Source organism: Paenibacillus sp. JNUCC32 (genome assembly GCF_014863545.1).
In the GTDB taxonomy this organism is placed as follows: domain Bacteria; phylum Bacillota; class Bacilli; order Paenibacillales; family Paenibacillaceae; genus Paenibacillus_AQ; species Paenibacillus_AQ lautus_A.
Map to the genome: position 1 here is coordinate 6,008,127 of NZ_CP062260.1, position 26,995 is coordinate 6,035,121.

General features: G+C 54.7%; 26 protein-coding genes and 1 riboswitch. Of the genes, 14 read left to right on the forward strand and 12 right to left on the reverse strand.

The features are described from left to right. The first annotated feature begins 21 nt into the window (after positions 1 to 21). Positions 22 to 1,068: a glycoside hydrolase family 18 protein gene (locus JNUCC32_RS26560; protein WP_192570323.1), complete on the forward strand. Its 1,047-nt coding sequence runs from the start codon at positions 22 to 24 to the stop codon at positions 1,066 to 1,068. 107 nt (positions 1,069 to 1,175) lie between these two features. Here the strand turns inward: JNUCC32_RS26560 and JNUCC32_RS26565 are convergent, their stop codons facing one another. The 7 genes from JNUCC32_RS26565 to JNUCC32_RS26595 all read right to left on the reverse strand — a co-directional run bounded on the left by JNUCC32_RS26565 (position 1,176) and on the right by JNUCC32_RS26595 (position 9,800). Then, positions 1,176 to 3,473, reverse strand: coding sequence for a helix-turn-helix domain-containing protein (locus JNUCC32_RS26565; RefSeq protein ID WP_090909785.1), 2,298 nt, complete (start codon positions 3,471 to 3,473; stop codon positions 1,176 to 1,178). 439 nt (positions 3,474 to 3,912) lie between these two features. Continuing rightward, positions 3,913 to 5,490: an amidase gene (locus JNUCC32_RS26570; protein ID WP_192570324.1), complete on the reverse strand. Its 1,578-nt coding sequence runs from the start codon at positions 5,488 to 5,490 to the stop codon at positions 3,913 to 3,915. A 363-nt stretch (positions 5,491 to 5,853) separates the two neighbouring features. Then, positions 5,854 to 6,627, reverse strand: coding sequence for a twin-arginine translocase subunit TatC (gene tatC / locus JNUCC32_RS26575; protein WP_192572731.1), 774 nt, complete (start codon positions 6,625 to 6,627; stop codon positions 5,854 to 5,856). Then, positions 6,584 to 6,805 carry a twin-arginine translocase TatA/TatE family subunit gene (locus JNUCC32_RS26580; RefSeq protein WP_192570325.1) on the reverse strand — a complete coding sequence of 74 codons (222 nt, stop codon included), beginning with the start codon at positions 6,803 to 6,805 and terminating at the stop codon, positions 6,584 to 6,586. The genes tatC and JNUCC32_RS26580 overlap by 44 nt, the downstream gene beginning before the upstream one ends. 24 nt (positions 6,806 to 6,829) lie before the next feature. Further along, entirely contained in the window at positions 6,830 to 8,455 is a 1,626-nt protein-coding gene (locus JNUCC32_RS26585) for a PhoX family protein (protein ID WP_192572732.1), read from the reverse strand. Between the two features lie 124 nt (positions 8,456 to 8,579). After that, positions 8,580 to 8,837 (reverse strand): HNH endonuclease, encoded by a 258-nt coding sequence (locus JNUCC32_RS26590; protein WP_277747277.1) that lies wholly within the window; start codon positions 8,835 to 8,837, stop codon positions 8,580 to 8,582. A 102-nt stretch (positions 8,838 to 8,939) separates the two neighbouring features. Then, entirely contained in the window at positions 8,940 to 9,800 is an 861-nt protein-coding gene (locus tag JNUCC32_RS26595) for a lipoate--protein ligase family protein (RefSeq protein WP_192570326.1), read from the reverse strand. Positions 9,801 to 10,163: 363 nt separating this feature from the next. On the opposite strand from JNUCC32_RS26595, the gene cysK reads away from it, so the two are divergent. After that, positions 10,164 to 11,078 carry a cysteine synthase A gene (cysK, locus tag JNUCC32_RS26600; protein ID WP_192570327.1) on the forward strand — a complete coding sequence of 305 codons (915 nt, stop codon included), beginning with the start codon at positions 10,164 to 10,166 and terminating at the stop codon, positions 11,076 to 11,078. A gap of 17 nt (positions 11,079 to 11,095) precedes the next feature. Here the strand turns inward: cysK and JNUCC32_RS26605 are convergent, their stop codons facing one another. Next, the gene (locus tag JNUCC32_RS26605) at positions 11,096 to 11,650 is read right to left on the reverse strand and encodes a P-loop NTPase family protein (protein WP_192570328.1); all 555 of its coding nucleotides are present in this window, start codon (positions 11,648 to 11,650) and stop codon (positions 11,096 to 11,098) included. An 83-nt stretch (positions 11,651 to 11,733) separates the two neighbouring features. Continuing rightward, entirely contained in the window at positions 11,734 to 12,903 is a 1,170-nt protein-coding gene (locus JNUCC32_RS26610) for an epoxide hydrolase family protein (RefSeq protein ID WP_192570329.1), read from the reverse strand. Between the two features lie 191 nt (positions 12,904 to 13,094). On the opposite strand from JNUCC32_RS26610, the gene JNUCC32_RS26615 reads away from it, so the two are divergent. From JNUCC32_RS26615 to JNUCC32_RS26635, 5 genes are all read left to right on the forward strand, one after another. Further along, positions 13,095 to 13,652, forward strand: a complete 558-nt coding sequence (locus JNUCC32_RS26615) for a CGNR zinc finger domain-containing protein (protein ID WP_192570330.1) — start codon at positions 13,095 to 13,097, stop codon at positions 13,650 to 13,652. A gap of 262 nt (positions 13,653 to 13,914) precedes the next feature. After that, on the forward strand, positions 13,915 to 14,346 hold the full coding sequence (locus tag JNUCC32_RS26620) for a YciI family protein (RefSeq protein WP_145039404.1): 432 nt from the start codon (positions 13,915 to 13,917) through the stop codon (positions 14,344 to 14,346). Beyond that, positions 14,346 to 15,608, forward strand: a complete 1,263-nt coding sequence (locus JNUCC32_RS26625) for an RNA polymerase sigma factor (RefSeq protein ID WP_096775776.1) — start codon at positions 14,346 to 14,348, stop codon at positions 15,606 to 15,608. Before JNUCC32_RS26620 ends, JNUCC32_RS26625 begins: the two co-directional genes overlap by 1 nt. Positions 15,609 to 15,732: 124 nt before the next feature. Next, complete coding sequence (locus JNUCC32_RS26630) at positions 15,733 to 16,131, forward strand: VOC family protein (protein WP_096775777.1); 399 nt, start codon at positions 15,733 to 15,735, stop codon at positions 16,129 to 16,131. Positions 16,132 to 16,219: 88 nt separating this feature from the next. Then, positions 16,220 to 16,561, forward strand: coding sequence for a DUF1801 domain-containing protein (locus tag JNUCC32_RS26635; RefSeq protein WP_119850991.1), 342 nt, complete (start codon positions 16,220 to 16,222; stop codon positions 16,559 to 16,561). Positions 16,562 to 16,658: 97 nt separating this feature from the next. On the opposite strand, the gene JNUCC32_RS26640 is transcribed toward JNUCC32_RS26635, so the two are convergent. Continuing rightward, positions 16,659 to 16,790 (reverse strand): DUF4023 domain-containing protein, encoded by a 132-nt coding sequence (locus tag JNUCC32_RS26640; RefSeq protein WP_009590359.1) that lies wholly within the window; start codon positions 16,788 to 16,790, stop codon positions 16,659 to 16,661. Between the two features lie 140 nt (positions 16,791 to 16,930). Between JNUCC32_RS26640 and JNUCC32_RS26645 the strand changes: the two genes are divergently transcribed. Then, the gene (locus JNUCC32_RS26645) at positions 16,931 to 17,389 is read left to right on the forward strand and encodes a hypothetical protein (RefSeq protein WP_015737850.1); all 459 of its coding nucleotides are present in this window, start codon (positions 16,931 to 16,933) and stop codon (positions 17,387 to 17,389) included. Positions 17,390 to 17,554: 165 nt separating this feature from the next. On the opposite strand, the gene JNUCC32_RS26650 is transcribed toward JNUCC32_RS26645, so the two are convergent. Then, positions 17,555 to 17,860, reverse strand: a complete 306-nt coding sequence (locus JNUCC32_RS26650) for an antibiotic biosynthesis monooxygenase (RefSeq protein WP_036659302.1) — start codon at positions 17,858 to 17,860, stop codon at positions 17,555 to 17,557. A gap of 147 nt (positions 17,861 to 18,007) precedes the next feature. Next, positions 18,008 to 19,237: a DUF418 domain-containing protein gene (locus JNUCC32_RS26655; protein ID WP_192570331.1), complete on the reverse strand. Its 1,230-nt coding sequence runs from the start codon at positions 19,235 to 19,237 to the stop codon at positions 18,008 to 18,010. Between the two features lie 141 nt (positions 19,238 to 19,378). Between JNUCC32_RS26655 and JNUCC32_RS26660 the strand changes: the two genes are divergently transcribed. The 6 genes from JNUCC32_RS26660 (at position 19,379) to ade (ending at position 26,982) form a co-directional block, all read left to right on the forward strand. Continuing rightward, positions 19,379 to 20,098 carry a response regulator transcription factor gene (locus JNUCC32_RS26660; RefSeq protein WP_192570332.1) on the forward strand — a complete coding sequence of 240 codons (720 nt, stop codon included), beginning with the start codon at positions 19,379 to 19,381 and terminating at the stop codon, positions 20,096 to 20,098. Continuing rightward, complete coding sequence (locus JNUCC32_RS26665) at positions 20,095 to 21,867, forward strand: sensor histidine kinase (RefSeq protein WP_192570333.1); 1,773 nt, start codon at positions 20,095 to 20,097, stop codon at positions 21,865 to 21,867. The genes JNUCC32_RS26660 and JNUCC32_RS26665 overlap by 4 nt, the downstream gene beginning before the upstream one ends. 124 nt (positions 21,868 to 21,991) lie before the next feature. Next, entirely contained in the window at positions 21,992 to 23,236 is a 1,245-nt protein-coding gene (locus JNUCC32_RS26670) for an MFS transporter (RefSeq protein WP_192570334.1), read from the forward strand. A 155-nt stretch (positions 23,237 to 23,391) separates the two neighbouring features. Further along, on the forward strand, positions 23,392 to 23,982 hold the full coding sequence (locus JNUCC32_RS26675) for a TetR/AcrR family transcriptional regulator (protein ID WP_192572733.1): 591 nt from the start codon (positions 23,392 to 23,394) through the stop codon (positions 23,980 to 23,982). A 60-nt stretch (positions 23,983 to 24,042) separates the two neighbouring features. Beyond that, a complete protein-coding gene (locus JNUCC32_RS26680) occupies positions 24,043 to 24,621 on the forward strand; it encodes an NAD(P)H-dependent oxidoreductase (protein ID WP_192570335.1) in 579 nt (192 codons plus the stop codon). Between the two features lie 106 nt (positions 24,622 to 24,727). Further along, a riboswitch (purine riboswitch) is annotated at positions 24,728 to 24,829 on the forward strand. A 350-nt stretch (positions 24,830 to 25,179) separates the two neighbouring features. After that, positions 25,180 to 26,982 (forward strand): adenine deaminase, encoded by a 1,803-nt coding sequence (ade, locus tag JNUCC32_RS26685; protein ID WP_192570336.1) that lies wholly within the window; start codon positions 25,180 to 25,182, stop codon positions 26,980 to 26,982. Positions 26,983 to 26,995 lie beyond the last annotated feature (13 nt).

Here is a 26,995-nt window from a genome sequence, read left to right on the forward strand (position 1 = left end):
AATGGATCGGAGTGAAGTGTAATGACGAAGTACATTGCGGCGGGATACGCCGTCGATTCGGCTCTTCCCGACATGACGCATGAGGATTTGACGAAATTGACGCATCTGAACGTGGCCTTCGGCCATGTCAAGAACGATGAGATCACGACCGAGCATCTGAAGAATGGCGAGGTTGTCCGGAACATCAAACGGGATCACCCCGGTCTTACGGTGCTGCTGTCCGTTGGCGGCTGGAGTGCGGGCGGTTTCTCGGAAGCTGCCTCAACTGAAGGGGGAAGGGGCCGCATGGCCGCATCCGCCATACGGGTGCTGGAGGAATACCCTTTTGACGGGATCGATCTGGACTGGGAATATCCTTGCTACGGGGAGGCCGGCATAGCGTCAAGTCCGGACGATAAACGGAATTTTACCCTTCTGCTCAAGACGATCCGGGAGGCTCTTGATGCCAAGGGCTCGCAAGACGGGCGTCACTACCTGCTTACGATAGCTGCGGGGGCCGACCAGTACTATGTAGACGGCACGGAGATGGCGGAGGTGCAGAAGTATCTGGATTTTGTCCAGTTGATGACCTATGACATGCGCGGCGGGTTTCAGATCCTGACCGGACATCATACGAATCTGTACACGCCCACCGGCGATCTGTTCCGAATCAGCACGGATGCTTCCGTGAGCCTGTTCGTCCAAGCCGGCGTCCCGAAGGAGAAGATCGTCATCGGTGCCGCATTTTATTCGCGCGTATGGAATGAAGTGCCGGACCGGAACAACGGCCTTCACCAAATGGCCGGCAGCACTGGCGGTTATGGTCCGGCTTTCGCGGAGCTGGCTGCCGAGTACATCAACAAGAACGGCTACATCCGTTATTGGGATGAGGAGGCTTGTGCGCCGTATCTGTTTAACGGCTCCGGCCTGATTTCTTATGACGATGAGGAATCGATTCGGTGCAAATGCCAATACGTGAAGGAGCAAGGCTTGGCCGGGATCATGTTCTGGGAATACGGATGCGACCCGACCCGTCGCCTGCTGACGGCCATGCATCAAGGACTTCAGAGCATCCCGGCCGGGAAATAGAAGATGCCGGCGCGGCGCGACGGCTGGCTGATAACGCCTTAAAACATACGAAAACCTCCCTTGGACCCTAGGGCCCAAGGGAGGTTTTCATTTATCCGGCGAAACCGTTACCCGATGCACTCCTCGTCGTCATCGTCCGTGGAATCGGCGGCGTTGGGACTGTGCATTTTGCGGTATTGGCCCGGCGTGTAACCCGTCTCTTTCTTGAATTTCCGGATGAAGTTCGGTGTATCCAGGTAACCGACCCGCGTAATGATATCCTTTAACGGGTCGGATGTGTGGAGCAGCTGCCGGATGACCTCGTCCATCCGCTTCTGCCAGATGTACTGCGTAAAGTTCATGCCGATCTTCTCTTTGAAGGAGCGGCTGAAATACGACGAGGAGATGGAGAACTTGGACGAAATCGTGCCGAGACTCAGGTCATAATCCGTGAAATTGGCATCGATGTAGGCGACGATTTCGTCCATCAGGGAGCTTTCTTCCGTCTCGCTCTTCGCCTCGACATGGGCGCAGATTTCGGCGGCAAGGCCTGCCAGCTTCTTCTCCAAATCCTCCAGCGAGTCATAGGAAGTAACGCGCGGCAGCTGATTAACCACATGATGGATGCCCAGCTCCGAAGCCGTCTTCAGCATCGTGTTCAGGATATCAAAGCATATGCAGCGCAGGAGCGGTACGGACGGCATTTCCGCCTTCAGGTTATTCAATGCGGTGGATACCATCTGAACCGCCACGTCGTAGCTGCCCTGCTTCAAGCTTTGTACCAGTTTCAGCAGCACATCCTTAGGGACCCAGAAGGAGGAATCCTGCGCACCGGAGCCCGAAAGAGCGTTAAAGAAGGTGCTGCTCCCCTGTCCATGCAGCATGGATGCTTCCAGCGCGGTCGTTGCCTCGATGAAGGACTGATTCAGCTGTTCCGGATAGCTGTAGCGGTTGCCTACCCCGATCGCGGGAGAGACGCCCGTGTGCTCGGCCGCGATCGATTGCAGCGCCAGGGCGATGGGCTCCATGCGAGCGTTAAGGCTCGCTTCATGGCCGGTTTCCGCATCGAATCCGACGATGAGGGCCAGCTGATCGGGCTGCGGCAGCTCCACGCCATAAGCATAGGCGGAAAAAGCGGTCAGCTCCACATCGTTCATCAGCTGCATGACAGGCCGCCGTTCCGGATTGTCGCCGATGGGAAGGGCATGCGACTCCCAGCCCATGGTCACGACAAAATAGTGGGATCGGCTGAAGCGGATGCCTAGCTTCTCCGTATACTCGGCGGGGAATTCCCCGGTATGGCCGTGCTTCAGCAGCATGAGCAGTATATGATTTCGGGCATAGGGCTCTTGAAGGTCGACGCGCTGGCTGTAATCATGCAGCGTCTTTTTGATCCATTCCAGCTCGTTGCTGGGGGTGGACGGTTCGGGATCATTCTTCAAGCGAATGAACTCCATCAAATCCGAAATCGGATGGTATTGCCGGCGGGCCAGCATGATCGCCAGAATGGTGCCCATCATCACCACGAAGGAGAATACCAGAACGATAAAAGTGCGAATATGCACGATACGGCCGAAAAATTGGTTGCTTGGCATCGCGGTGACATAAGTCCAGCCCGTGTCCGATTTGACGGATACAACCGAATGGGGCTCTTGGTTCAACGAAAGGCTGTGCGTTCCCGGCTCAAGCGAGAACAGCGCGTTGACCTCCTGCTCGGTAATGGTCTCGCCTTTGTAATTGGCGGCCAGCACTTGTCCGTAATTATCGAAAATATAAGTCATCCCATGATAATCGCTGAGGATGGAGTCGATCAATCCCGTCAGATTCGATTCGTGGATGAAATACATGACGGTGCCGTGAGCCGGCGTATTGTTGGGTGCGATCGGCACAAGGTATGCCAGCATGGAATTCTGGGTTTTGGTCCCTTGCACGACTTGTTCCGCCGGACGCATGGTCGGGATCTGGACGGAGTTTAAATCCCGGACCATCTCCGTTTCGTTCCAGCTGTTGAATTTGTAGCGGTCGGTAAAAACGTTCAGGTTCTCAAAGCCTTGGGACGAGTAAATGCTGTTATCTCCGCGGAAGAAGAGGAACAGTTCATCGATGATGGAACTGGTCGCTTTGTATTTGACCAAGGCCCCGATGGATTCCCGGCTGTAGTACGGATGGTGGGTCCAATAGCGGGTCAGCTGCTCGTCGTAGGCAATTCGAAACGCGATGTCCTGCAGTTCCTTCATGCGCTCGTCGATGACGGTTTTGGCCTGGGTCAGCTGATTGACGTTGGTCTGCTCGATCTCGGAACGGAGCGTATCCACGGCATTGTGGTAAATGATGATGGTTAATATAACAAGAGGTATCAGGAAAATGGATATGTAGGACAGTGTGTATTTAAGCAGAAGCTTGGACTTGAAGTGATTCCATTTCATATCTGCAACCTCCCGGTATTTTAAGATTATGGAATGATAAGTTTACAGCAAAGCTGAACCATTCGATAATCGCAAGAAAATCTCCTCTGGGCATAAGTCTATCATCTGCGAAGGTGCGTCGATAGACGTTTGATCTTTTCTATTGTCTGATAGCGCTATCATAAATAAGGGCAAGGCTGTAGCTTTCACGATTAGCCGCCGGATGTTCCTAATGAAAATACTAGGAGAACTTGACTAATAAATCAATGGATCATGATTAAAATTAATTGGAAACATGCAAAATTTCAAAATCGCGATGTAAATAACGAAGGTAATGGGTGCTTATAGGCCGTTCGCCGGGCTTCTATGGAAGCGCATGTCATATCATTGCATACGCTGCTTGAAAAAACCGGAGCCGCTGCGGCTCCGGTTGATTTGGACTAGGCTGATCAGGCAGGTATTAAGGCTTGGCGACAAGCGTTGGAGCGACGCGATGCTTCGTTGCCTGCTCGTAGTCGTAGGCCATGCCGAGCAAGTCGGCTTCGCTCCACATTTTGCCGACAAAGGCGATGGAGAACGGAGAACCGCTCTTATAATATCCGGCCGGCACCGTGACGAGAGGAACGCCCGCGATGTTGATCTCGGGAACGGTAGTGTCGGCGATTTTGTCCTCGCTGTGAAGCAGCGGCGTTTCCTTATACATCTGAGGGAAGACGAGTGCATCCAGCTTGTGTTGATCCAGCACGTCGTTAAAAATATGGAGATACTTCGTTCGGATTTCCGTGAATGTTGAGAGATCAGGGACGGAGCCGGGAATTTTCAAGGCTTCCGGGTACCTGGCGAGCGCCGATGGGGTCTCGCCCGTCTTCTCGATCAGTTCATCCACCGACTGAATGGCGGCATTCGGACCCAGGCGCTTCAGATACTGCTCCATATCGTACACGATCGATTCAATGCCGATGGAGCCTGCCGATTTGGCGAATTCGGCGAATTCCGTATCGGCGAACGGATCGGTAACCACGATGGCTCCCTGGCTCTCCAGTTCCTTCACGGCCCGGTCATATAGTTTCTGGGTCTCCGCCGTCAGCTCTTCGCCAAGCCACCCCGGGCCATAGAGACCGATGCGTTTGTTCTTGAGGGCCAACGGATTCAGCTTGGAGGTGTAGCCTTTCTTGGGAATGTTGCCGATCGATGCAACGGTCTTGGCATCCTCGGCCGTGTAGCCTGCGATGACGTCCAGCATGACGGCGGCGTCGTGAACCGTGCGGGCATGCGGGCCGACAACGTCTCTGGTGCTTCCGGCGAGAGGCACGACCCCGGCATTCGGCACCAATCCGAAGGTTGGTTTGATGCCGACCAGCGCTTGGGCCGCCGCCGGATTCTGGATCGATCCGCCGGTTTCTTCGGCAATGCCGAGCACGGCAAAGTTGCCCGATATGGACATCGCCGTGCCGGAGCTGCTGGCGCCCGGGACCAGCTTCCGGTCGATGGCGTTATAGGTGTCGCCGGCCCAGCTGGAGCTGGCGCGCGTACCGTCGGAGCTGAATGCCGGGATATTGGTCTTGCCCAGTATAATGGCGCCGGCCGCCTTCAAGCGGGCAACGACGGGGGCGTCCTTCTCCGGGATCAGCTCGATTCCGCCGAGCTCTTTGCTGAGCGGGGCCCAGCCGAAGGTGGACGGGAAGCCGGCGACGTCGACGGCTTCCTTGATGACAATCGGGACACCTGCAAGGGGGCCGAGCTTCTCGCCGGCCGCTCGGCGCCGGTCAACCTCGCGGGCTTCCTGAAGCGCGCCCGCATTCATCATGGTGAACGCATTGTAATTGGATTCATAGATGCCGATCCGGTCGAGGTAGGCCTTCACAACCTCTTCGGTTTTGAACGTTCCTTCCGCGTAACCCTTCTCAAGCTCCTTCAATGTAATTTCCTCATAGGGAAACCGTTCAGCTGCCGCAGCGGTTATGCTGTTCATGGCCAACCCAAGCAGGAGTGCCATGGACAACACGCGTTTGAATATCTTGGTTTGTTTTTTCATCATTCATCATTTCCCCCATTCGTCGTTTTTTCGCATCTCCCATGCGATCTTAGAGACTATCAAGGAACTGAACTGCAATAATGTAAGTATTTATAACATAAATATGACAATCTCTAAGTGATTTAGAACATTTCACCTCCTGATTCATAACGTTTTAATGACAAATTGGTGTTGGATTCTTTGATAATTAGTAAAGTTAATGGTTTTTTTTGAAAGTGTCAATCATTTTATGAGATTTCGATAAAAAATAATGTAATATAATCTTACACAAAATAGAACCCGTGTTCACGACAACCTGCTTGCTTAGGCTGTCTGGTCACGGGTTCTTGAAGGTTCCGTCCAACTTCGGGGGAAACGGACGTGGAATTAGGTTGCGCTGCCCTCCGCTTGAGCGAGCTGCAGCTGCTTGCGATAGATGAATCTGGAGATCGAAACGCTGATTTCGTACAGCAGGAACAGCGGGACAATCACGATCAGATCGGACATGATATCCGGCGGCGTAATGGTCACGGCCACGATGCAGAGCAGGAAGTAGGCTGATTTGCGCATCTTGGCCAGCCGGTGCGGATTCACTATGCCGAGCTTCGTCAGAAAAACGACGATGGCGGGCATTTCGAACAGAAATCCGAACGGTACGGTCATATGAATCATGAACGTAAAGTATTTTTGCGCGGTATACATCGTTTGGAAGGCCCCTTCGGCCATGCGCTGCATGAACTGCAGCACCATCGGGAACAGCACGAAGTATCCGAAGCAGATGCCGGTAATGAATAACACGCTGATGACGGGAATGAGCAGCATGGCGGAGCGGTGGGTTCCGTCCGGCAGCGCCGGCTGCACGAACCGCCATATTTGGTAAGCGGCAATGGGAAGCGTGACGGTGACGGCCACCACGCCCGCAATGATCATATACACCCACATCACTTCGGAGGGACCGAGCAGAACGAGCTGCTCGTCCATCCCGCGTACCAGCCAGTGATAGATCTTCTCGACGTAGATGAAGGCGGCCACCATCGCGACCAGAAACGCAATCAGCGTGCGGATCAGGCGCTTCCGCATTTCCTCCAGGTGCTCGATCGCGCTTTGGTCGTTCGGATTAGCTGTGCTGCTTATTGACCGCTGCAGCAGTCTGCGGAGCATCGTCTTTTTTCGCATTCTCGTCGTCTCCGTTCATCAAGCCGCGGGTTGCGCCCTTAAATTCGCTTAAGGTTCGCCCGAAAGCGCGACCGAGCTCGGGAAGCTTGGAGGGACCGAATATGATGAGTGCGATAATCAAAATAAGAATTAAACCACCGATTCCAATGTTGCCAAACGGCATGATCCTCGCTCCTTTCGATTGGTATTATTCCAGTTTGAAGCCGCTAATCGCCACGACCGCGCAGCGCGCCATCTTTTCGCCGGAGCGGTGAGGCCATGTACTGGTTGGGTTGCTGAGGTCTTCCGTATTTTCGCCCGGGTGTTGAACGGACAGGAAGAGCGTCTGCTCGTCAGGAGTGAAGAAAGGGCCTGTCAGCTCGGACTCTACCGGCCCGGAAGCGAATTGCAGCGCTACTCCTTGTTCCGGCCCGCTCGTTGGGATCACGAACAGTCCGTTGTTCATAAAGGATTTATGAACGCCTTTGTTCTGGCTGCTGCTGGAGATGTCCGTCACGACCCACAGGTCGCCGTTCGAGTCGAACGCCAGGTTGTCCGGCGAGCTGAAGCCGGATTGACGTCCGCCGGCAGCAAAGATCTCAAAGTCGAACTCCATGGCGGCCAGATCGTTGCCTGCTTCAAAGATACGCGTGATATGACCGTGGATGTTGCCGTGATTGTCGTTGTTCGTATGGCAGACAAACACGGTGTTATCGAACGGCGAGATCTCGATGTCTTCCGGACGGTCCGTCGGCGTTCCGCCGACAAGACGCGCAGCTTCCTGACAGTAAGTCACAACGTCCCCTTGGGACTTGAATTTGGCCTGGAGCTCTTTATCTTCTGCAGTGGCCTTGGCTACGGCTTCAAGGGTGACCGGCTGCCACTTACCCGATTTCAGGTTGGCAACGTACAGGGTTCCGTCTTCCAGAAGCGCAGAGTTGGCGCGCCCTTTGCTCTTATCGTATTTGTGCTTGCTGATGAATTTATAGACGCAGGCATCCTTCTTGTCGTCGCCCATATAGACAACGACCCGGCCGTCTGCGGCAAGGCCCATGGCGGTGTTTTCATGATTGAATCTGCCGAGGGCGGTGTGCTTTTTCAAGAAGGATTTATCGAACGGGTCTACCTCGACGACCCAGCCGTAGTGCGTATCCGGCAGGTTCGAGACTGCCGCCGTGTCTTCGAAATTCTCTTCGCAGGACAAAACCGTGTTCCACAGCGTTACGCCGCCGGAGCAGTTGGCAAACGTGCCGGTCGCCGTCGTGGCGCCTTTCAGGGCAGGGATGCCCTTAGCCGGGCCGGTGATATCGAATTTGCTGAAGCCGTTGATGCGGCGGGCATGGGTGGAGGTGGTGTCCATTTTCCATACGCCCTTTTCGTCGCGGTATACCTCAATGACCGACATGCCTTGGTAATACAGGTTTTTATGGATTTGATCCGCCGTCATTTTCCCGTCCTTCACAGGTCCGATCGAGAAGATGGTGGAATACTCATGATTGTTGACCAGGAGGCCGCGGACATTGGAGCCCTTGAGCGGGAAAAATGCGTTGTAATCGCAGCCGGAGCCGAATTTTTCGCCAGCCGGATTGATTACGTCGTCGAATGCCGCAATGACATCATATTTAAAATTTTTAGGCAGGACGAGCTGGTCTGCTTTGGTTGGTTCGATTGGCTCGAAGTAGCCGCTGACCCGATTCGTTTTGAATCCGAACAGATGATTTGCGGTTCCGGACATGGCGGAGGCCTTTCCTTCCAATACGCCTAAGCCTGCCGAAGCGGCTGCCAATGCGGTTGCGCCCGTACCCAGATAAGACAGAAACGTTTTGCGGTCCATCGTTTTATTCAAGCTTATCCACCCCTAATGTATAAATTGCCATCAGGACAAGTTTATAGGGGAAATGTTATGGGAATATCATCGGTGAATGGTGGAAATGTAAAAATAAAGTAATCTAGGGGGGCTATCGCCGCCCCCGAACATTTTTGGACTTGCGGGATTTGGGGATGGTGCCGGGAGGAGTCTTGCGGATCCAGCGGATGAAGGACTGCATGGCCGGATCCTGTTGCAGTGCCGCCAAGGTCGTTAAGCCTTGATCGACGAGCTGTTTATTGGTATAGAGATGATGGATTTGCTTGTGGCATGGAATGCACAACAGGGCGGTGGGAAGGCGAGCGCCGCCATACTCCCGGGGAGTCAGATGGTGAACGGTGGTTTCCACTCCGGTCCTGCCGCAGCAAGCGCACCGATTCTCTGTATCGTCCAGAGGAGCACCTCCTTCATGGTTGCGGGATCGAAGCTAAATCCGCTTTATTGGTTTGCCTCAAATGGGGGGGCGTTTATACCGCTGACGCATCTGATCAGCCATAATGCGGATATCCTCGGCCCCAGGCATCGTAAACCTGGAAGCCGCTTCGGCCAAATCCTTGCCTGCCTGCCATCCTCGAATGACCCCTTTAACGGCTGCGGTGAATTGACGCACCGCGTCGAAGCCGATGCCGATGTTGGTCAGTTCCTCGAGGCTCGCGGTGCTGTCAGCTTCTACTAGAGGATAATGCTTGGGGTCGGCTCCCTCAGCTGCGATATCATAGAAGGAACGGACCAGCCGGGCGCGTTCGCTGCCCGAACCTTCGGCAATGATAAAAGCCTGGATAATGAAGGCTTTCCGCTGCCGCCGCTGGGCAATGCCGCAAAATTTGAGGCCGCCGATGCTGAGATCAAACGTACCGGGGCAGAAGGCGCCGGCGATTTCGCCGGTATCGACGTTTCGGCCCGTGCCGCGGAGGGCTTCCCGGATCAGCTCCACCATAATTTCAAAGTCCTGATGGAAATCAGGCGCCGGTCCGGCGGAGGAAAACGGAAGGATGAGGGAGAGGTTCACCACGCCCGCGTCCAAGGGTACCGCGGCACCGCCCGAATGGCGGACGGCGGTGTCATAGCCGAGGTAACGAAGGTGGGCCTCCCCTTGCAGCGCCTCGGGCAGGCGGCTGTCGCGCACGCCCATGACAAAGGCGCGCGGATGCCGCCACAGATGGCAGATGGCGGGCCCGCCCTCTCCGGTCAGCCTGCATAAAAGCTCGTCCAGCGCAAAATGATACAGCACGTCCTGGTGCGCTAAATTATCGGTCCGGTCAAGCAGCAGGACGGGTTGGTCTTCTGGTAGTATCAGCGGCGGAATGTTCACGCTTGTTGCGCCTCCTTAATAGGGATAGGGTAAAGTAAAGCCCGATCAAATCTTGTTCCATGAACAGCATACCATAAATTCATGATCTTCCTGATATCGCAAGAAAAACTTCCTTTAAATGCGGTCTGTCATCTGCAATGTACGTCGATCAACGTTTTTGTTTAGATAGCAGAGAGTATAAACTTCGAAGCATGTTCTTCCTGATATCGCAAGAAAAACTTCCTTTAAATGCGGTCTGTCATCTGCGAATGTACGTCGATCAACGTTTTTGTTATAATCCGAGTAAGCTTATTGTCTTTGTGAGTCATATGGTTTGATTGGAGAATGACTTCACTTCATATATAAAAGGAGAAGATCAACATCATGGAGATCTATAATAGTGTGGTTGATATGATCGGCCAGACGCCAATGGTGAAACTTCGGCGGGTAGTGCCAGAAGGATCAGCCGACGTCTATGTAAAGCTTGAGAGATTCAATCCTTCCGGCAGCGTGAAGGACCGCGCGGCCTACAATCTAATTCATACCGCGGAGGAGCAAGGCCTGCTCCAACCGGGCGGCACCATTATCGAGCCGACGAGCGGGAATACCGGCATCGGCTTGGCGATGATTGCAGCCGCCAAGGGCTATCGGGCCATCTTGATTATGCCGGACAACATGTCCAAGGAACGGATTAATATCTTGAAGGCCTACGGTGCGGAGGTCGTGCTGACACCGAGCAGCGAACGCATGCCGGGCTCGATTGCCAAGGCGCTCGTGCTTAGGGAGCAGATTCCGGGCAGCTTCATTCCGCAGCAGTTCGAGAATGCGGCCAACCCGGACATTCACAGGGTGACGACAGCACCGGAAATAATGGAACAGATGGAAGGGCGGCTGGACGCCTTCGTGGCGACGGCGGGAACGGGCGGCACCGTAACCGGAACCGGGGAAGAGCTGAGGAAGTCTTTGCCGAACCTCCATATCGCGGTGGTCGAGCCGCAGGGCTCGTCCGTGCTCTCCGGCGGACAGCCGGGACCGCACAAGCTCGTGGGCACAAGCCCGGGCTTCGTACCAAAGATCCTGAATACAAGCGTATATGACGAGATTATCCAGATCGCCGACGAGGATGCATTGCAGACCGTTCGGAATTTGGCCCGCAAGGAAGGAATACTGGTAGGCCCATCCTCCGGCGCATCGGTATTCGCGGCCCTTCGCGTAGCGAAGCGGCTGGGGGAAGGGAAGCGGGTTGTCTGCATTGCCCCGGATACGGGAGAGCGGTATCTCAGCATGGATATTTTCTAAGCGGGAAGGACCTCCGGTTAACCGGAGGTCCTTTCTTGGTGTTCTATGGAGGGCATCCGCTGCTTAAGCTCCTGCATGAGTTGTTCATGGCTCCTCACGACGACCACTTTGCCGGGATAATCCGCAAGCGTGTCCTGGATCTGATATCTGCCCTCCCGCTGATAGGAGGCGCTCCAATCGAACATTTTTTTGAGCATGTCCCAAGTAGGGGTATAGTGCGCTTGTTCAAGTCGCAGTCGTTGCTTGATGAACCTTGTGATGATCCGGTAGGTTATTGTGGAGTAGGACGGGTTCAGAAAAACGATGAGATCCGCATGGCGGAAGCTGGGGCTGACCCATTTCAGATGAGCGCCCTCGATGATCCAGCCATTCGTGTTCACGATGCTTAGCAATAGCGCGTCCCGATCCGCCTCACTCCTCCTGATATCGTCCGGCTGGGCCCGCTCCCATACGACATTGTCGAGCTCGTAATAAGGGAGATTAAACCGGGCGGACAGCTTCCGGGCAAGCGTTGTCTTGCCGCTGCCGACGGAGCCGATAATATGGATCCGGTTCGGGATCTTAGTGTCCATAAGAGATCACCGCATTCATGAGAAATGGTAGTTAATCATTTCGGTACCGGAGCGGGGATGTCCTTGTTTCGTTAGTCGTAAAATTATAGTGCCTCCTGCGGCGAATCGCAAATCTGCTTGAAGAAGGCCGTGATTTGCTCGGCAATCCAGGAGGGTTGTTCCGCGGCAATGAAATGCCCGCCCGCATTCAGGTCCTTCCAGTGGATCACATTCGGAAATATCCGCTCCACGAATGTCCGGGGCGGACGCTCATTCCGCTGAGCGGTTAAGGTGACTCCGTGCGGTACAGGTGAAAACTCTTCGGGCCCCGGCCACCTTGTATGCTTGCCTTCATAATAATAACGGTTCGAGGCATTGATGCTCTGGGTCAGCCAGTAAATGGAGACGTTGGCCATGAGCTGTTCCTTGCTGAAATGCTGCAAGACGTTATCATCCTCGGGAGAGGTCCAATAGTGCCATTTTTCCAGAATGAACGCGGCCAGCGCTACGGGCGAATCATGCAAACCATAGGCCGCGGTCTGCGGACGTGTGCCCAGGATATGGGCGTAAGCGCCCTCCTCGCGTTCCCATTGCTTCTGATATTCGAGGAAAGCGGTCTCCTCGTCGGACAGCGTGGAAGACGAATCCGCATAGGGACTTGGGTTCCCAGGCGAGGTGGTATGATAGCCGATGAACCGGTCGGGATGGTCAAGACACATAAGTCCGAGGATGCTGGCACCGATATCGTAGCCATGTGCGCCGAATCGTTCATAACCAAGCCCTGTCATTAGTTTCATGAGCAGTTCCCCGGCCTGACGGTCCTCAAAGCCCGGACGTAGAGGAATGCCGGAGAACCCATGGCCCGGGATAGACGGTATGACAACGTCAAAGGAAATTTCCGCATGACCGCCGAATTGCCCAGGATTCATAAGATATGGGATAAGTTCCAGCATTTCATAGAAGGAGCTCGGCCAACCATGAGCAATGAGGAGCGGTACGGAGTGTTCGCCGCTGCCCTTGATATGTATAAAGTGAATATCGATTCCATCGATTTGGGCGATATAATTCGGATAAGTCTGAATGGAGCGCCGGAAGGCTCCCCAATCGAATTCATGCCTCCAGTAGGCGACCATGTCCTTCATGAAATCAAGGGGGATGCCATAATTCCAATTTCCGCCGGGGATTTCGTCAGGCCACCGGGTCATGTCTAGGCGCCGATATAAATCGTCGATGGCAGCGGACTCGATTTGAAAAGAAAACGGTTGGATATTCATTCGTTTCACCTCTTAGGAAGAATGGGAGTCTGGTATACTGATACCAGCAGACCTGCAGCAGAATAGATAAAAATGGAGCAGGGGTGCTTTCTTTTAATGTGATGACCATTAAAATATTATAAATGGTTAACTAACCGATAAATACACTTTACTGGTTTGTTATAGGTAAATCAATAGGAGGTTTGTTTGTTGTGGGAAATGAATTTGAGCAGCTCGAAATCATCGCCGATTTTATCAACACCCATGATAAACGGATGCGGTATGAGGGGGACCCGGGTTTGGAGCTGCTTTCTACCGCGGACGATCTGCGTACATGGCTGTTAAAAAACGGTTTTATTCTGAAACAGGACACCGTATCCGAAGAGGATCTGGCTTTGGCCCGCGATCTGCGGGGCGGCTTAAGGGCAGCCATTCCGAATAATATACATGACCACAAGGAAGCGGGCTTCCAAGCGTTAAACCGTGCAGCCGGCCGATTCCGGTTCGCCTATAGCTTCAGTGAAGCCTCTGACGCCATTGAGCCAGTGGATGCACAAGGAAGAGGGGGCTTGGCCCGGCTGCTGATTCTGGTATTCAGGCTTCGTGAGAACAACGTGTGGAACAGATTGAGAGTGTGCACAGCCGCGGATTGCCAGTGGGTATTCGTTGACCGCTCCAGGCCGGGAACGGGCAAGTGGTGCTCAATGAAGGCCTGCGGCAATCGGGCAAAAAATAAGACGTATCGGGAGCGGGCGAAGTCCATGGGATGAACTGCCTGCCATAGGAACGGGCTTGGATAAGGATCATCGCCCCTCCATCGACCAATCAAGCGTTTGTCTTGATCGGTCTTTTTTTCGTGGAGCCGAACGTTTTAAACAGGAATACACGGTCCTATAACGAAATGGTTGTTACTTATTATTTTTTTTATTGAAAAATGTGAAGCGTTTGTCGATTAGGGGAAACTCTATTCGTTGGTTAAACATAGGACGAAAAATTTAAGCGAAAGCAACGATAACCAGGAGGGGAAGAAACATGAGATTTATGATGATCGTGAAAGCAACCGAGGATTCCGAGGCAGGCGTGCTGCCAAGCGCAGAGCAATTGGATGCCATGATGAGGTACAACATGGAGCTGGCGAGGGCGGGCGTGCTGCTTGCTGCGGATGGGCTCCATCCAAGCTCGGGCGCCATCCGGATTTCTTATCCGGAGCCGGGAGGCAAGCCGAAAATCACCGATGGTCCCTTTACGGAAGCGAAGGAACTGATCGCGGGGTACACCTTGATCGAAGTGAAAACGAGAGAAGAGGCGATCGAGTGGGCCAAACGCATGCCCGATCCGCACGGCTTCGGCGCGGGGCAGATCGAGCTCCGTCAGGTATTCGAACCGACAGAGCTGACGCAGGACCCGGAAGCGCAGGCCAAACAATTTGAAATGCGCGAACACATCCAAAGGCAGAATCCGTAATGTCGGCGGCCGATACCCATCGTACGATCGAGGCCATCTGGAGAATCGAATCTTCCAAAATCATTGCCTATCTGACCCGGATGGTTCGTGATATCGGCCTCGCCGAGGATCTGGCTCAGGATGCGCTCATTGCAGCGCTGGAACGGTGGCCGAATGACGGAATACCGGATAACCCCGGCGGATGGCTTATGACCGCGGCAAAGCGCAAAGCGCTGGACCTGCTGCGCCGGAATAAGGTGCGCGATCGGAAGTATGAGCTGTTGGGACGCGAAATGGATTCCCGGATGGATTCGGAAATGGAGGTGCCGGAGGCGGGAGAAGTGAACGACGATCTTCTGCGGCTGATCTTTATGACCTGCCATCCGGTTCTGTCCCCCGAGGCCCGCGTAGCCCTGACGCTGCGTCTGCTCGGCGGGTTGACGACTGCGGAGATCGCCCGCGCTTATCTTGTGCCGGAACCGACGATCGCGCAGCGAATCGTTCGTGCCAAACGGACGCTGTCCGCGACCCGGGTTGCATTCGAGATTCCCCAAGGAACCGAACTGAAGCCGCGATTAGCATCAGTCCTCGAGGTCATCTACCTCATGTTTAATGAGGGATACGCCGCCTCATCGGGCAGCCAGTGGATTCGTCCGCTGCTGTGCCAGGAAGCGCTTCGTATCGGACGGGTGCTGGCGGAGATTGCGCCGACCGAGGCCGAGGTGCACGGATTGGTCGCGTTGATGGAATTTCAGTCCTCCCGGTTCAAGTCACGGGTCAATGCGCAGGGCGAGCCTGTGCTGCTCATGGACCAGAATCGGGCATTATGGGATTATTTATTGATCCGGCGCGGTTTTGCCGCTCTTGAGCGAATCGAGAGGTTGGGGGGAATGACCGGGCCTTACGCTATTCAGGCAGCCATCTCGGCATGTCATGCCGGAGCGCCCAGTGCCGCAGAGACCGATTGGATTCGGATCTCCGCGCTGTATGAGGCATTGGCGCAGGTGTCCCCCTCGCCGATCGTGGAATTGAACCGGGCCGTGGCCCTCTCCATGGCTTTCGGTCCGGAGATCGGGCTTGAGATCGTTGACGTTTTGCGAAGCGAGCCGGCCTTGAAAGGATATCACCTTCTACCGAGCGTGAGGGGTGACTTGCTCTTTAAGCTGGGTCGCCTGGACGAAGCCTGCGCGGAGTTCAAGCTGGCCGCATCGCTGACGGATAATCAGAGGGAGCGGGCGCTGCTCCTTGATCGTGCGGCAGAATGCCTGCGAGCGGCCCCTTGAGATACGCTTTGGCAGCATTATATAAAAAAATCCGAAAAAAATGTGAAAGTCGTGTCGATTACGTCAAATCCCGTTCGTCATTAAGATATAAAACAAAAAAAATCGAACCGAGAGGAAGATGAACATGCAAGCACAAATGGTACCTTTTATTATTTCCGAGGATGCAAGAGGCCAGGCCGAATTCTATATGCAGGCGATTGGCGGAGAGATCGGTTTATTGACTACATTCAAAGACATGCCGGGAATACCCGAAGCCCATCAGGATAAAGTCATGCATATGTCGTTAACGCTGGCCGGCGGCAATCAGCTGATTCTCTCCGACGCTTTTCAAGAAACCGGCAAGAGCACGAGCATGGGGCTGGCCATCACGTTCGATCACGAGGAAGACGCCCGCGCTGCTTATCGCCATCTCAGCGACGGGGGGACCGAGAAGTATCCTTTTGCCCTGCAGCCTTGGGGAGCCTATTACGGCGAAGTGGTGGACCGGTACGGCATGACTTGGCAGATGGTTCATCAGGCCTGAGCCTAGAGCTGCCGGAAGCATCAATCCGAAATTGAAATCCATACACATTTGAAAAATACCATACTACGATACAGAAGGAGCCAATAAGATGAATCAAGAGGTAACGGATTACATGGCAGCCATCAGCGATACCTGGAAGGTCGAAGTCAGCGAGAGGCTTCGGGAGCTCGTGCACAATACGATCCCGGACGTCGCGGAACGGCTTCAATATAAAAAGCCGCATTTTCTGAAAAACGGAAAATACGCGGCGGTAATCAGCGTCGCGAAGAGCGCCGTGAGCTTTACGATTTTCAATGCGGAAGGGCTGGAATGGCCCGAGACGCTGTTCGAGGGGCCGCCAGAGCGGAAGACCATCAAAATATCGGCCGGGCAGCAGGTCGACTACGCAGCGCTGGCTTCCTTGCTGAAGCAGGCATCCGAAGGTCTGTAATCCATATGTAGCAAGAGGTGCGACACGGGTAACAATACCGCGGGAGCGCCTCGGCATCTAAAGCCGCGATCCTAGGAGGATCGCGGTAAACGTCATTCTATTTCTTGGTGCCGTGCTGTTTGGTTGGCAGCTTGTCGCTTGGCGTTCCTTTGCCGTGATTCTCTTTGTTGCGACGGGCCTTCTCCGCGTTCTCGTTCATTTTTTCCACAAAATCATGCGTGCTTTCCATAGGATATAGACTCCTTTCATATAGAATGTTGCTTGCCTGATCGTGCTTAATATAACCATTTCGTTGTGATCCTATTTGAAGATTTTGAAGACTCTGGAACGGGTAGGGATTGTGAGATTTTCGTATTGGGGGGATGAAGGATGTCCAGTAAACTCGTGTTGATCATGGTGGGAATGCTCGTTGTTCTGGGTATCGCCGGCTGCAGCGGAATTAACGAGGATACCGGATCAGCGGACCAACGGCTGTATTCGGTCAAGAAACTGATGAAGCTGGACGCAGCGAAGGTAAAAGCCATTCAAGTCGTGTATGGGGATGGCACGCGGATGGTGCTCGACCAGGAACAGGACATTGAGCCGATCATGAAGCGGGTGGATACCCTTCAAGCCAAACGGATGGCGGGTAACGAGGAACCGGGATTTCTGTTCTTTATGGATGTCGTGCAGGGCGAGCAGCAGATTCGCGTGGCGAGCGAGTTTGAGGTGGATGGGGAGTCGTATATATTGGCAGGCCCGGAGCTGCCCGAACTGAACGCGTACATGGTGGAGCTGGGACGCTCCCATAACCCCGAATTGCTGCCGGGATTAACGTTTAACGAATAACTTCCCCGTGGGGAGCTTTGCCGCGAATCCGTCGGCTTGCGGAATGGATGCCAAACGGTCAATTATACGCAAAAAAAAGATCCAGCCGGGCCAATGCCCGGGCTGCATCTTGTTCGCAGGGGTCTAAAGACAGCCTGAATCCGGCTGCCGGATCCAACGTCTCGCTTACTTCTTGTGACTGATCAGCAGCTCGTATTTGTTCAAGGATGCACCCAAAATATTCTCGTTGCGGCCCTGACCGTGGGATTGCCGGAACGATTCGCTGGAAGTCCAGCGCTTGAACGCCTCCTCGTCTTCCCATACCGTAGAGATCTTCAGTTCCTCGGCCTCTGCGCCTTCCTTGGCTTCATGCCATACTTCCATCCGCACGAATCCTTCAATCTCCTGAACGCCCTTCGCTTCAGCGAACCGCTGCGCGATTTCTTGTCCGAAGCCCGGTTTGACCTTGATCGAGTTTGTAACAACCAGCATATACGTGATCCTCCTTTGGTTTATGAGCGGAATAATTCCCGACATGTCTTGTTCTTTCTTGTACGTCCATTATACATGAACGAAAGAACCGATTTCATCTCAGGGGACCGGGATAACCCTGGCTTCATGCCCGAAGAGAAGGAAAACTCAGGTCGCGGGGGGACCTTCAGCCGGGAGCTTTGCCGCAGGTACGGCGGAAGCCGGGGCTGCCGCTTTAGGTTTTGCCCTTCCGCTCCACGACCAGTAGGTGCCTATACGGAGCAGCCGTTCAACCGGTCCGCTGCGGAACCGTTTCAACCAGAGCAGGCTGGCCGTTGCCAGTACGGCATAGATGAGGATCGCCAGCAGCGCTCCCTGCAGCACGCCGAGTTTGCCGAACATGCCCAATCCGAAACCGTAAAATATCAATACGCATACAACGCTTTGCGTCAGATAGTTCGTTAACGACATTCGCCCCACCGCTTCGAACGCCCGGATCACCACCGATTGTTTGGACGAGAAGGCGTATAAGGAAGCGAACAGGTGGAGATACCCCAGCGCGAGCAGGGGGCCGCCGAGCATCATCAGGACGCCGCTCCAGTTGTTCGTGGATTCGAGCATAACGCCTGCGGTTTTCAGTCCAAGCCCGACCGGAATGAGCAGCGACCACCTTAAATACAGCTTGATCTCCATGGACGGATGGAGGAAGCGCCCGCGTTTCGCGGCGACCATGCCAAACAGGAACATCGGCGCGCTCATGAGAGGGGCAATCAGGATCACCAGCAGCATCAGCCAGTCCGGGAGGTCGATGGGCATTTCCTCGGTTGACCGGAAGTTTAGGATCTCGCTATACGTGCCGCTGCCGTAGACTTCGATGGACTGCTTCACATAGTTCTCCATGCGCTCCGCTTCGCCTGCCGCAGGCTCCATGGAGCCGTACCCCAAGACGGCCATCAGCGCGAGCAAGAGAATGCCCCAGATCAAAATCGTTTTGGCCTTCCGTTTCACGAACAGCACCAGGAAGAGGCCGATCCCCCCATAGAACAGCAGAATATCGCCTTCCCAGATGAATATGGAATGCAGCAGGCCGAGTACGATCAGAAGAACCGACCTGCGGAAGAAGCTGCGTCCGTATTTAAACCCCTTGCCGATCAGGCTTTCCCGCATCTTGATCATGCTGTAGCCGAACAGGAACGTAAAGATAGGCATGAAGCTCCCCTCTACGAACACCTTGAGCATGTCATGGCTGATCAGGTCCAGCGTGGAAGGCTGGAAGAAATGCAGCTCGTCTTTACCGAACATGCCGTACTGGAAAATAAGCATATTGGCCATCAGGATGCCGAGCAAGCTCAAGCCGCGAATCGCATCCACGGCGGTCGAACGTTTATTTGAATTCATGTCAATCACCTCTGACACCCAGTATAAAGCTCCAAACGAAATAACTCGGAAACGGCATCCTAACTTTTTCTTAACACTTCCAGCATTTGTTTAACTCCTGTTAAGGTTGCTGTGCTAGCATAAATGTCGGGTGAGGATAAAATGGATCAAACGCGAATTCTAATCGTAGACGACGAACCTTCCATTGTGAAAATGCTGCAGATGGTGCTGCGCAAGGAAGGCTTTAACCGAATATACACGGCTTCCAACTGCAAGGAAGCGCTCAGCGAAATCGCTGCGCACGGAGCGGATATCGTGCTGCTGGATGTCATGCTGCCGGACGGCACGGGATTTGACCTCTGTCCGCAGATCCGTTCCTATGGCAGTCCGCACATCCTGTTCCTGACGGCCAAGGCGTCGGATCTGGATGTGCTGACCGGTTTTGCGATGGGCGGGGACGATTATGTCACCAAGCCCTTTAATCCGCTGGAGATCGCTGCAAGGATCAAGGCGCGTCTGCGCCGGGGCGGCTTTGGACCGGCGGCTGCGGCAGAGCAGCAGGCGATTCAGCGCGCATGGGATTTCGGCCGGTTCAAGGTCGACGAAGCCGCAGGCGAACTGACGGTGCTGGGAGAGCCGGTGCCTTGTCCGGCGCAGGTCTTTCAGCTGCTGCTGTATTTTTGCAAGCATCCCGGGGTCGTATTCTCCAAGTCGCAGCTGTACGAAGCGGTATGGGGCATCGACGGCATGGGCGAGGACAACACCGTCATGGTGCATATCCGCCGCATCCGCGAGCGCATCGAGGAGGATCCGAGCAACCCGCAGTATCTGCTGACGGTCCGGGGGCTTGGCTACAAGCTGATCAAGGAGAAAGCGCGATGAGGCTGCGCAGAAGGCTTGCCTTCCATTTTACATACCAATTAATTGCATTCTCGGCGTTTATGTTTTGCTTTCTGATCGTGCTCTTATTCTTCCTGATCAAACATATCGGTGACGAAGAGATCAAACGCAACTTTCCTGCAGGCGTGCTGGAAGGCATCGTGACGGAGACGGTGACGGAGAATGGGGAGGTTCTGCTGGCCGATCATTGGGAGCTCTTGCTTCAGGAGGAGGGCATGTGGCTGCAGGTAGTGGATATGGCGGGCAATGCGATATACTCCACTAACACGGATTCGGATGTTCCGTCAGCGTACTCGGTGAGCACCTTGCTTCAGATCAAAGAAGAGCGGCGCTTTGGCGAGTACACCATGGATTGGCAGATGGATCTGACTTATGAAGAGCCGCTGCTGTATCTGATCGGACGCATCGATAAGAGCTCGGACCATCTTCGGGAATGGGTTGCCCGTTTTCAGGACGGCGGGAAGGTGAGACCGGAGGATGAAGCCGAGCTGGGACGCGAATTGGCCGATCTAGGCGGTTATTTGCATGTGATTGATCGGGACGGGCGCGTTGTCCAAGCGATTGGGACGGGTTCCGATAATAAGGTGAGCTACCACCCGCTAGAGATCATCACCATGCAGGAGCAGCCGGGCACGTATTCCACGCATATCGCAGTTTACCGCGATGCGGACAGCGGCAACACCTGGGTATATCACACGCCTCAGGACGGGTCGCAACAGAAGCGGCCAATGATGAACGAGCTGATCCGCGTGGCGCTGTGGACGATGATCTGCGTGCTTGTGCTGTCGCTTGGGGTGGCGATATGGCATGGATACCGGTACAGCCGTCCGCTGCTGCTGTTTACCGGATGGTTCGAGCGGATGGGCAGGGGAGCGTACGAGGAAGTGTTGACGCCGAAGGACCGGAAGCGGGTCTTCCGCAAGAACGGGAAGCTCCGCACGCGTTACAGGCTGTACAAGGAAGTGATCCATTCCTTTTATAGGATGGCGGAGCAGCTGGCCGAAACCGAACGGGAACGGGAGCGGCTGGATCGAAATCGGGAAGAATGGATGTCCGGGATATCGCATGATTTGCGTACACCTTTGTCTTCCATTCAAGGGTACGGCTATATGCTTGAGAATGCACCGCAGGATTGGAGCCAGGAGGAATTGCGGGAGATGGGAACCGTAATTCGGGAAAAAGGCGACTACATGCTGGAGCTGATCAACGATTTCTCGCTCGTCTTCCGTCTGAGAAGCGAAATCCGCCCTCAGGAGCGGACCCGGCTTGACCTGAATGAGCTGGTGCGCCGCTGCGTGCTGAAATACGTCAATGATGCCACGCTGGATGCGAATTTCAACTATATCGGCGGCGAAGAGGCGCTGCCCGTCGACGGCAATGCCAAGTGGCTGCAGCGGTTGATGGATAACCTGATCACGAATGCCGTGAAGCATAATCCGGATGGGGTTAACGTCGAGGTCCGGGTGGAGAGTCGTCCCGGCGGCGCGGCGATCGTGGTTGCGGATCAAGGCGTGGGGATGGACGAAGAAACCCGTTGCAACCTGTTCGAGCGTTACTACCGGGGAACGAATACCGAAGAGAGCATGGACGGCTCGGGACTCGGGATGAGCATCGCGAAGGCGATCGTCGAAGCGCATAGGGGGCGGGTAAGCGTCTGGTCGGAATTGGGCAGGGGAACCACCATTACCGTATTTTTGCCTGAGGCCACCGCACAAGAAGGCGAGGGGGCAAGTACGCGCGGGAAGGAGTAGCCCTGCTGCTTGGATCCGCATATTCGGAATCGCTTCAAAAATCCTGCAACTTTCCTATCCTGCTCCCGCCCCGGGTGCGCTATAATGGCTAGGCAACGATTATATTTCATGTCCGGAGGATATTATGGGTTCAACTTCGTTTCGGCAATTGACCGGCAATGCGCGGGGCTGTCTCGTTTACGAGCCTCTGTTTCTAATCCCTTACAGCATGTTCACGACGTACACCTCCATCTACATGTACCAACTGGGGGTAACCGAGACGGGGATCGGCTGGATTACCTCGATCGGTCTGCTTGTGCAGGTGCTGTCCTCGTTTCTCAGCGGGTATTTAACGGACCGTTTGGGCCGAAAAAAAGCGCTCCTTTACTTCGACGTGCTGAGCTGGAGCGTGGCCACGCTGCTCTGGGCAGTCTCCCAGAACTTCTGGTTTTTTGTGATCGCCGCCGTCATCAACGGCTTTCAGAAGGTGCCGCATACCGCCTTTTACTGTTTGCTGGTGGAGGATACGGCGCCGAAGGAGCGTACCTATGTCTTTACGCTGCTGCAGCTGATTAGCGTCGTCGGCGGATTGTTTGCGCCGCTCGGCGGTCTTCTGGTGTATCATTTCTCGCTAGTGCCCGGGGTGCGCATCATGTTCGTCCTTGCCTGCCTCCTGATGACGATCCAGTTCATCGGGCGCCATTATGCGACGAGGGAGACGGAGATCGGGTACCGCAAAATGAAGGAAACGAAGGCGATGGGCCTGCGTGAAGGGATGTCCGACTATGTCCAAGTGATGAAGAGCATGCTGGGAAATCCGCTGCTGCTGATGATCTTCGGCGTTTATATCCTGTTTAATTTTCAGATGACGGTGAAGACAACCTACGTCTCCATCTTCATGGTGGAATATTTGCATTTGGGCAGCGGCCTGATCTCCGTTTTTCCGGCGTTCTCCTCCGTCATTATGCTGATATTCATGCGGTGGATCATGCCCCGGATCGGGGAGCGGCACGTGCACCGGACGATGGTATGGGGCTTTGTCATCTCGGTATTGTCCAATGTCATGCTGGTGTTTGCACCGCAAGGAGATCTGCTGGTGCTGAGCCTGAGCACCGTCATTGCCGCATTCGGCACGATGATGACGTATCCGTATCTGGAGACGGCGGTGGCCAATGCCATCGACGACGAGAACCGCGCCAAAATATTCGCGCTGCTCCAGGTGCTCATCCTCATCGTCATTTCGCCTTCCGGCATCATTGGCGGCTGGGCGTACGGCATCGATCCGAGAATACCGTTCCTGCTTGTGGCCGGCGCATTTGTCATCAGCATTCCGCTCATGCTGCTGTACAGCAACAAGGTAAAGGCAACTCCCATCGAAGCGGGGGTTTAGCTTGGACAGGAGGGCCGAGCCCAAGACTGGCATGCGTCTTTAGCGATATATACGAAACGTAAAGAGTACGTACGAAGAGAGGCGCCCTAAGTCTTGGGGGGGCCTTTTTTGTGCCTCTTATTGCAATTTGGTTAGTGTTCACTTATGATATGAGCATGAAAAAGAAACCTCATTTCGACAGCAAGAAGAAGGAAATTTTGCAGGCAGCCATGAAGCTCTTTGCCGAGAAGGGCGTGGACGGCGTATCGGTGAAGGAGATCGGCGCGGCGGCAGGCGTGACGGATGCGGCGATTTATAAGCATTTTACGAATAAGGATGCCGTTGCCGCGGAGGCGTTCGACGAATATTGCGGCAGTTATACGCGCTTGGTGGATGAATATGCTACCCGGCCCGGCCCGTTCGCGGAGAGGCTATCGGCTCTCGTAACCCGCGTACTTGAATCGTATGACGAGGATAAATACGGCTTGCTGCTATTGTCTCAGCATCACGAGCTGTTTACCGAGGTAGTCAAGAGCAGGGGACGCCAACCGCTTGATGCTTTGGAGGAGCTGCTCGAGCAAGCGGTGCTGCAGCGGGCTATTCCGCCGCAGAATACACGGTTAACGGCTGTTCTGATCATCGGTGCATTCAGTCAGCTTGCGATATCCACGATGCAGGGGGAGCTGGAAGAACCGCTGTCTCCGCTGGCAGCTGAAGTAACGGCGCATTTATTGGCATTAACCGGTTTGGGAAAAGGTCAGGCGTGACCTTTTCTTTTTGCCATCAGGTTAGTGATTATTAACCAAATTATTAGGGGGAGGATGCATATGAAAAAGGTTTTAATCATCCAAGGCAATCCCATTGAAAACAGCTATGGCCGTCACCTGGCGGAGGCCTATGCAAGGGGGGCGGGCGAATCCGGAGCGGAGGTGCGGAAGCTGGTGCTTGCGGAGATGGAGTTTGACCTGAACCTGTCCGGCGGCTATAAGGGCAAGCAACCGCTCGAACCCGATCTGCAAGAAGCACAGGAGCTGATTGCCTGGGCGGACCATCTGGTGTTTGTGTATCCGAATTGGTGGGGCGGCATGCCTGCGCTGCTCAAAGGGTTCATCGACAGGGTTTTTCTGCCGGGATTCGCCTTTAAGTACCGCCGGAACTCGCCTTTGCCGGAGCAGCTGCTCAAAGGGAAGACGGCCCGTCTGATCGTCACGATGGATTCGCCGTACGTTTACTACCGGTTCTATCTCGGACAGCCGGGACATCAGATGATGAAGCATTCCATTCTGAAGTTCTGCGGCGTGGGCACCGTCCGTGCCACGAACATTACCCAGCTCCGCAAAATGCCCGAGACGGCAAGAAGACAATGGCTCGAGCGCGTGCAGAGAATGGGACGGAAATTGGCGTGATCGGGTAGTAGGGGCGATGTGCAGTTCCTTCCAATGGCTTGACTTCTCGGGCAGGAGGATTATAATTCATACAACAAATGAAACGACCAAAGAATTGAATGGGTCATGGTTCAAAATCAAATCTTGATGTATATGCCGGGGAATAGGGCCCAGGCGTTTCTACCAGGTTACCGTAAATGACTTGACTACATGAAGGTTGAGAATCCGCTCCCCAAGCCCGGCTTTGCATAAACATCGAAGCCGGGCTGCAAGATCGCCTGAAATGGGATCTAAGCACGTTTTAACGGATGGGGTGATGTGCAGACTATTAGCAATGCATGGCTGCCGCGCGGACTTCTCTTCCTCAATGGATATAGTTGCAGGCAACCCGGGCAGATACGCTGTCCGGGTTGTTTGGCGTGTTACGCAAGATCGATTTTGTGCTTTTACCGATTCATTATAAGAAAAACGTCTACCGACGACCGCAGTAAGAAGAAGTATTTATTGCGGGATTAGGAAGTCACAAGCTTCCGAGTTTATACTTTCTGATATCTAAAAAAAGGGGAGCGTGCAATCATCATGAGTTCAATCCAGAGACAGAAACGATACGAGGTCAGCCGGCAGCTGGGGAAGGTTGCTTTAGGACAAGAGCCAGCCGATCTGGTCATCAAAAACGGCACGCTGGTCAATGTGTTTACGGGTGAGCTTCAGGAACGGATAGACGTGGCGATGGCGTGCGGGCGCATCGCTTATATCGGCAGCGCCGATCATACGATCGGAGAGGGGACGCAGGTGATCGAAGCGAATGGGCGCTTCATCTCGCCGGGTCTGCTGGACGGCCATATGCATGTGGAGAGCACGATGCTGACCGTAACGGAGTTTGCCAAAGCGGCCATCGTTACGGGAACGACCGGGGTTTATATGGATCCCCATGAGATCGCCAACGTGTTCGGCATGGAGGGCGTGCGCTGGATGCACGAGGAAGGGCAGCAGCTGCCGATGAAGGTGTTCACCACCATTCCTTCCTGCGTACCGGCGACGTTCGATCTGGAGGATGCCGGGGCGCAGCTGGGCGTAGCCGATATCGAGGAAGGGCTGACCTGGCCCGGCGTCGCTGGGCTTGGCGAAGTGATGAACTTCCCGGGCGTCGTATACGGCGATCCGACCATGAGCGGAGAGATCGAAGCCACGCTGCGTGCGGGCAAGACGGTGACGGGGCATTTTCCGGCCGAGGACGACCGGATGCTACAAGCCTATCTGGCAACCGGCGTCAGCTCCGATCATGAGACGGTAACGAGAGAGCAGGCTTTGGAAAAGGTTCGCCTCGGTATGCATCTGATGATCCGCGAAGGTTCGGCTTGGCAGGATGTGAAGGAAGTGATTAAGGTGGTAACGGAGGACAAGGTACGTACCGACAATATCTCCTTGGTCACGGATGATGTGTATCCGCAGACGCTGCTGCGGCTCGGCCATATGAACCATGTGGTCCGCCGCGCCATGGAGGAGGGCGTGGACCCGGTTACTGCGATCCAGATGGGCACGATCAACGTGGCTCGATATTTCGGCATGGATATGGAGCTCGGCAGCATTTCACCGGGCAAAACGGCTGATATTTTGCTCATTGACGATCTGAAGAGCATGGTGCCTTCGGTGGTGATCACGGACGGCGAAGTGGTCGCGGAGAACGGCCGTCTCGTGAAGGCGTTCCCGGCGTATTCGTATCCGGAAAAGGCCTTTCAATCGGTTCGGCTGCAGCGTTCGCTTACCGCCGACGACTTTTTGCTGCGCAGCAAAAAGTCGTCGGCGCGTACGGAAGTGAACGTGGTGCGCGTCATCGAGAACAGTGCCCGTACCGCCAAAATGACCGCGGTGCTCGCCGTGGAGCAGGGCGTCATCCAGCCGGACCTGGGCCAAGACGTGGTTCAGCTGGCATGCATCGAGCGCCACGGCGCAACCGGGCAGATCTCGCTCGGCTTTGCGAGCGGCTTCGGACTACAGTCCGGCGCGGTTGCTTCCACGGTGGCGCACGATAGCCACAACCTGCTCGTGATGGGCACAAATGCCGAGGATATGGCGCTTGCGGCGAACGAGCTGGCAGCATGCGGAGGCGGCATGATCGTGGTGCAGAACGGCCAGGTGCTGGCGAAGGTGGCGATGCCGATTGCGGGCTTGCTGGCGGACCGTCCGGTCGAGGTCGTGGCCGAGGAAGTCGCTGCCCTGGAGGAAGCGTGGAAACAGCTCGGCTGCTCCATCCATGCGCCGTTCATGACGTTCTCGCTCATTGCGCTTCCGGTCATTCCGGAGATCCGCATTACCAATCGCGGGATTGCGGACGTGACGGAATTCAAGCTCATCGAGACGGAGATCGGTCCGGTACAATAAGGTGGCACATACA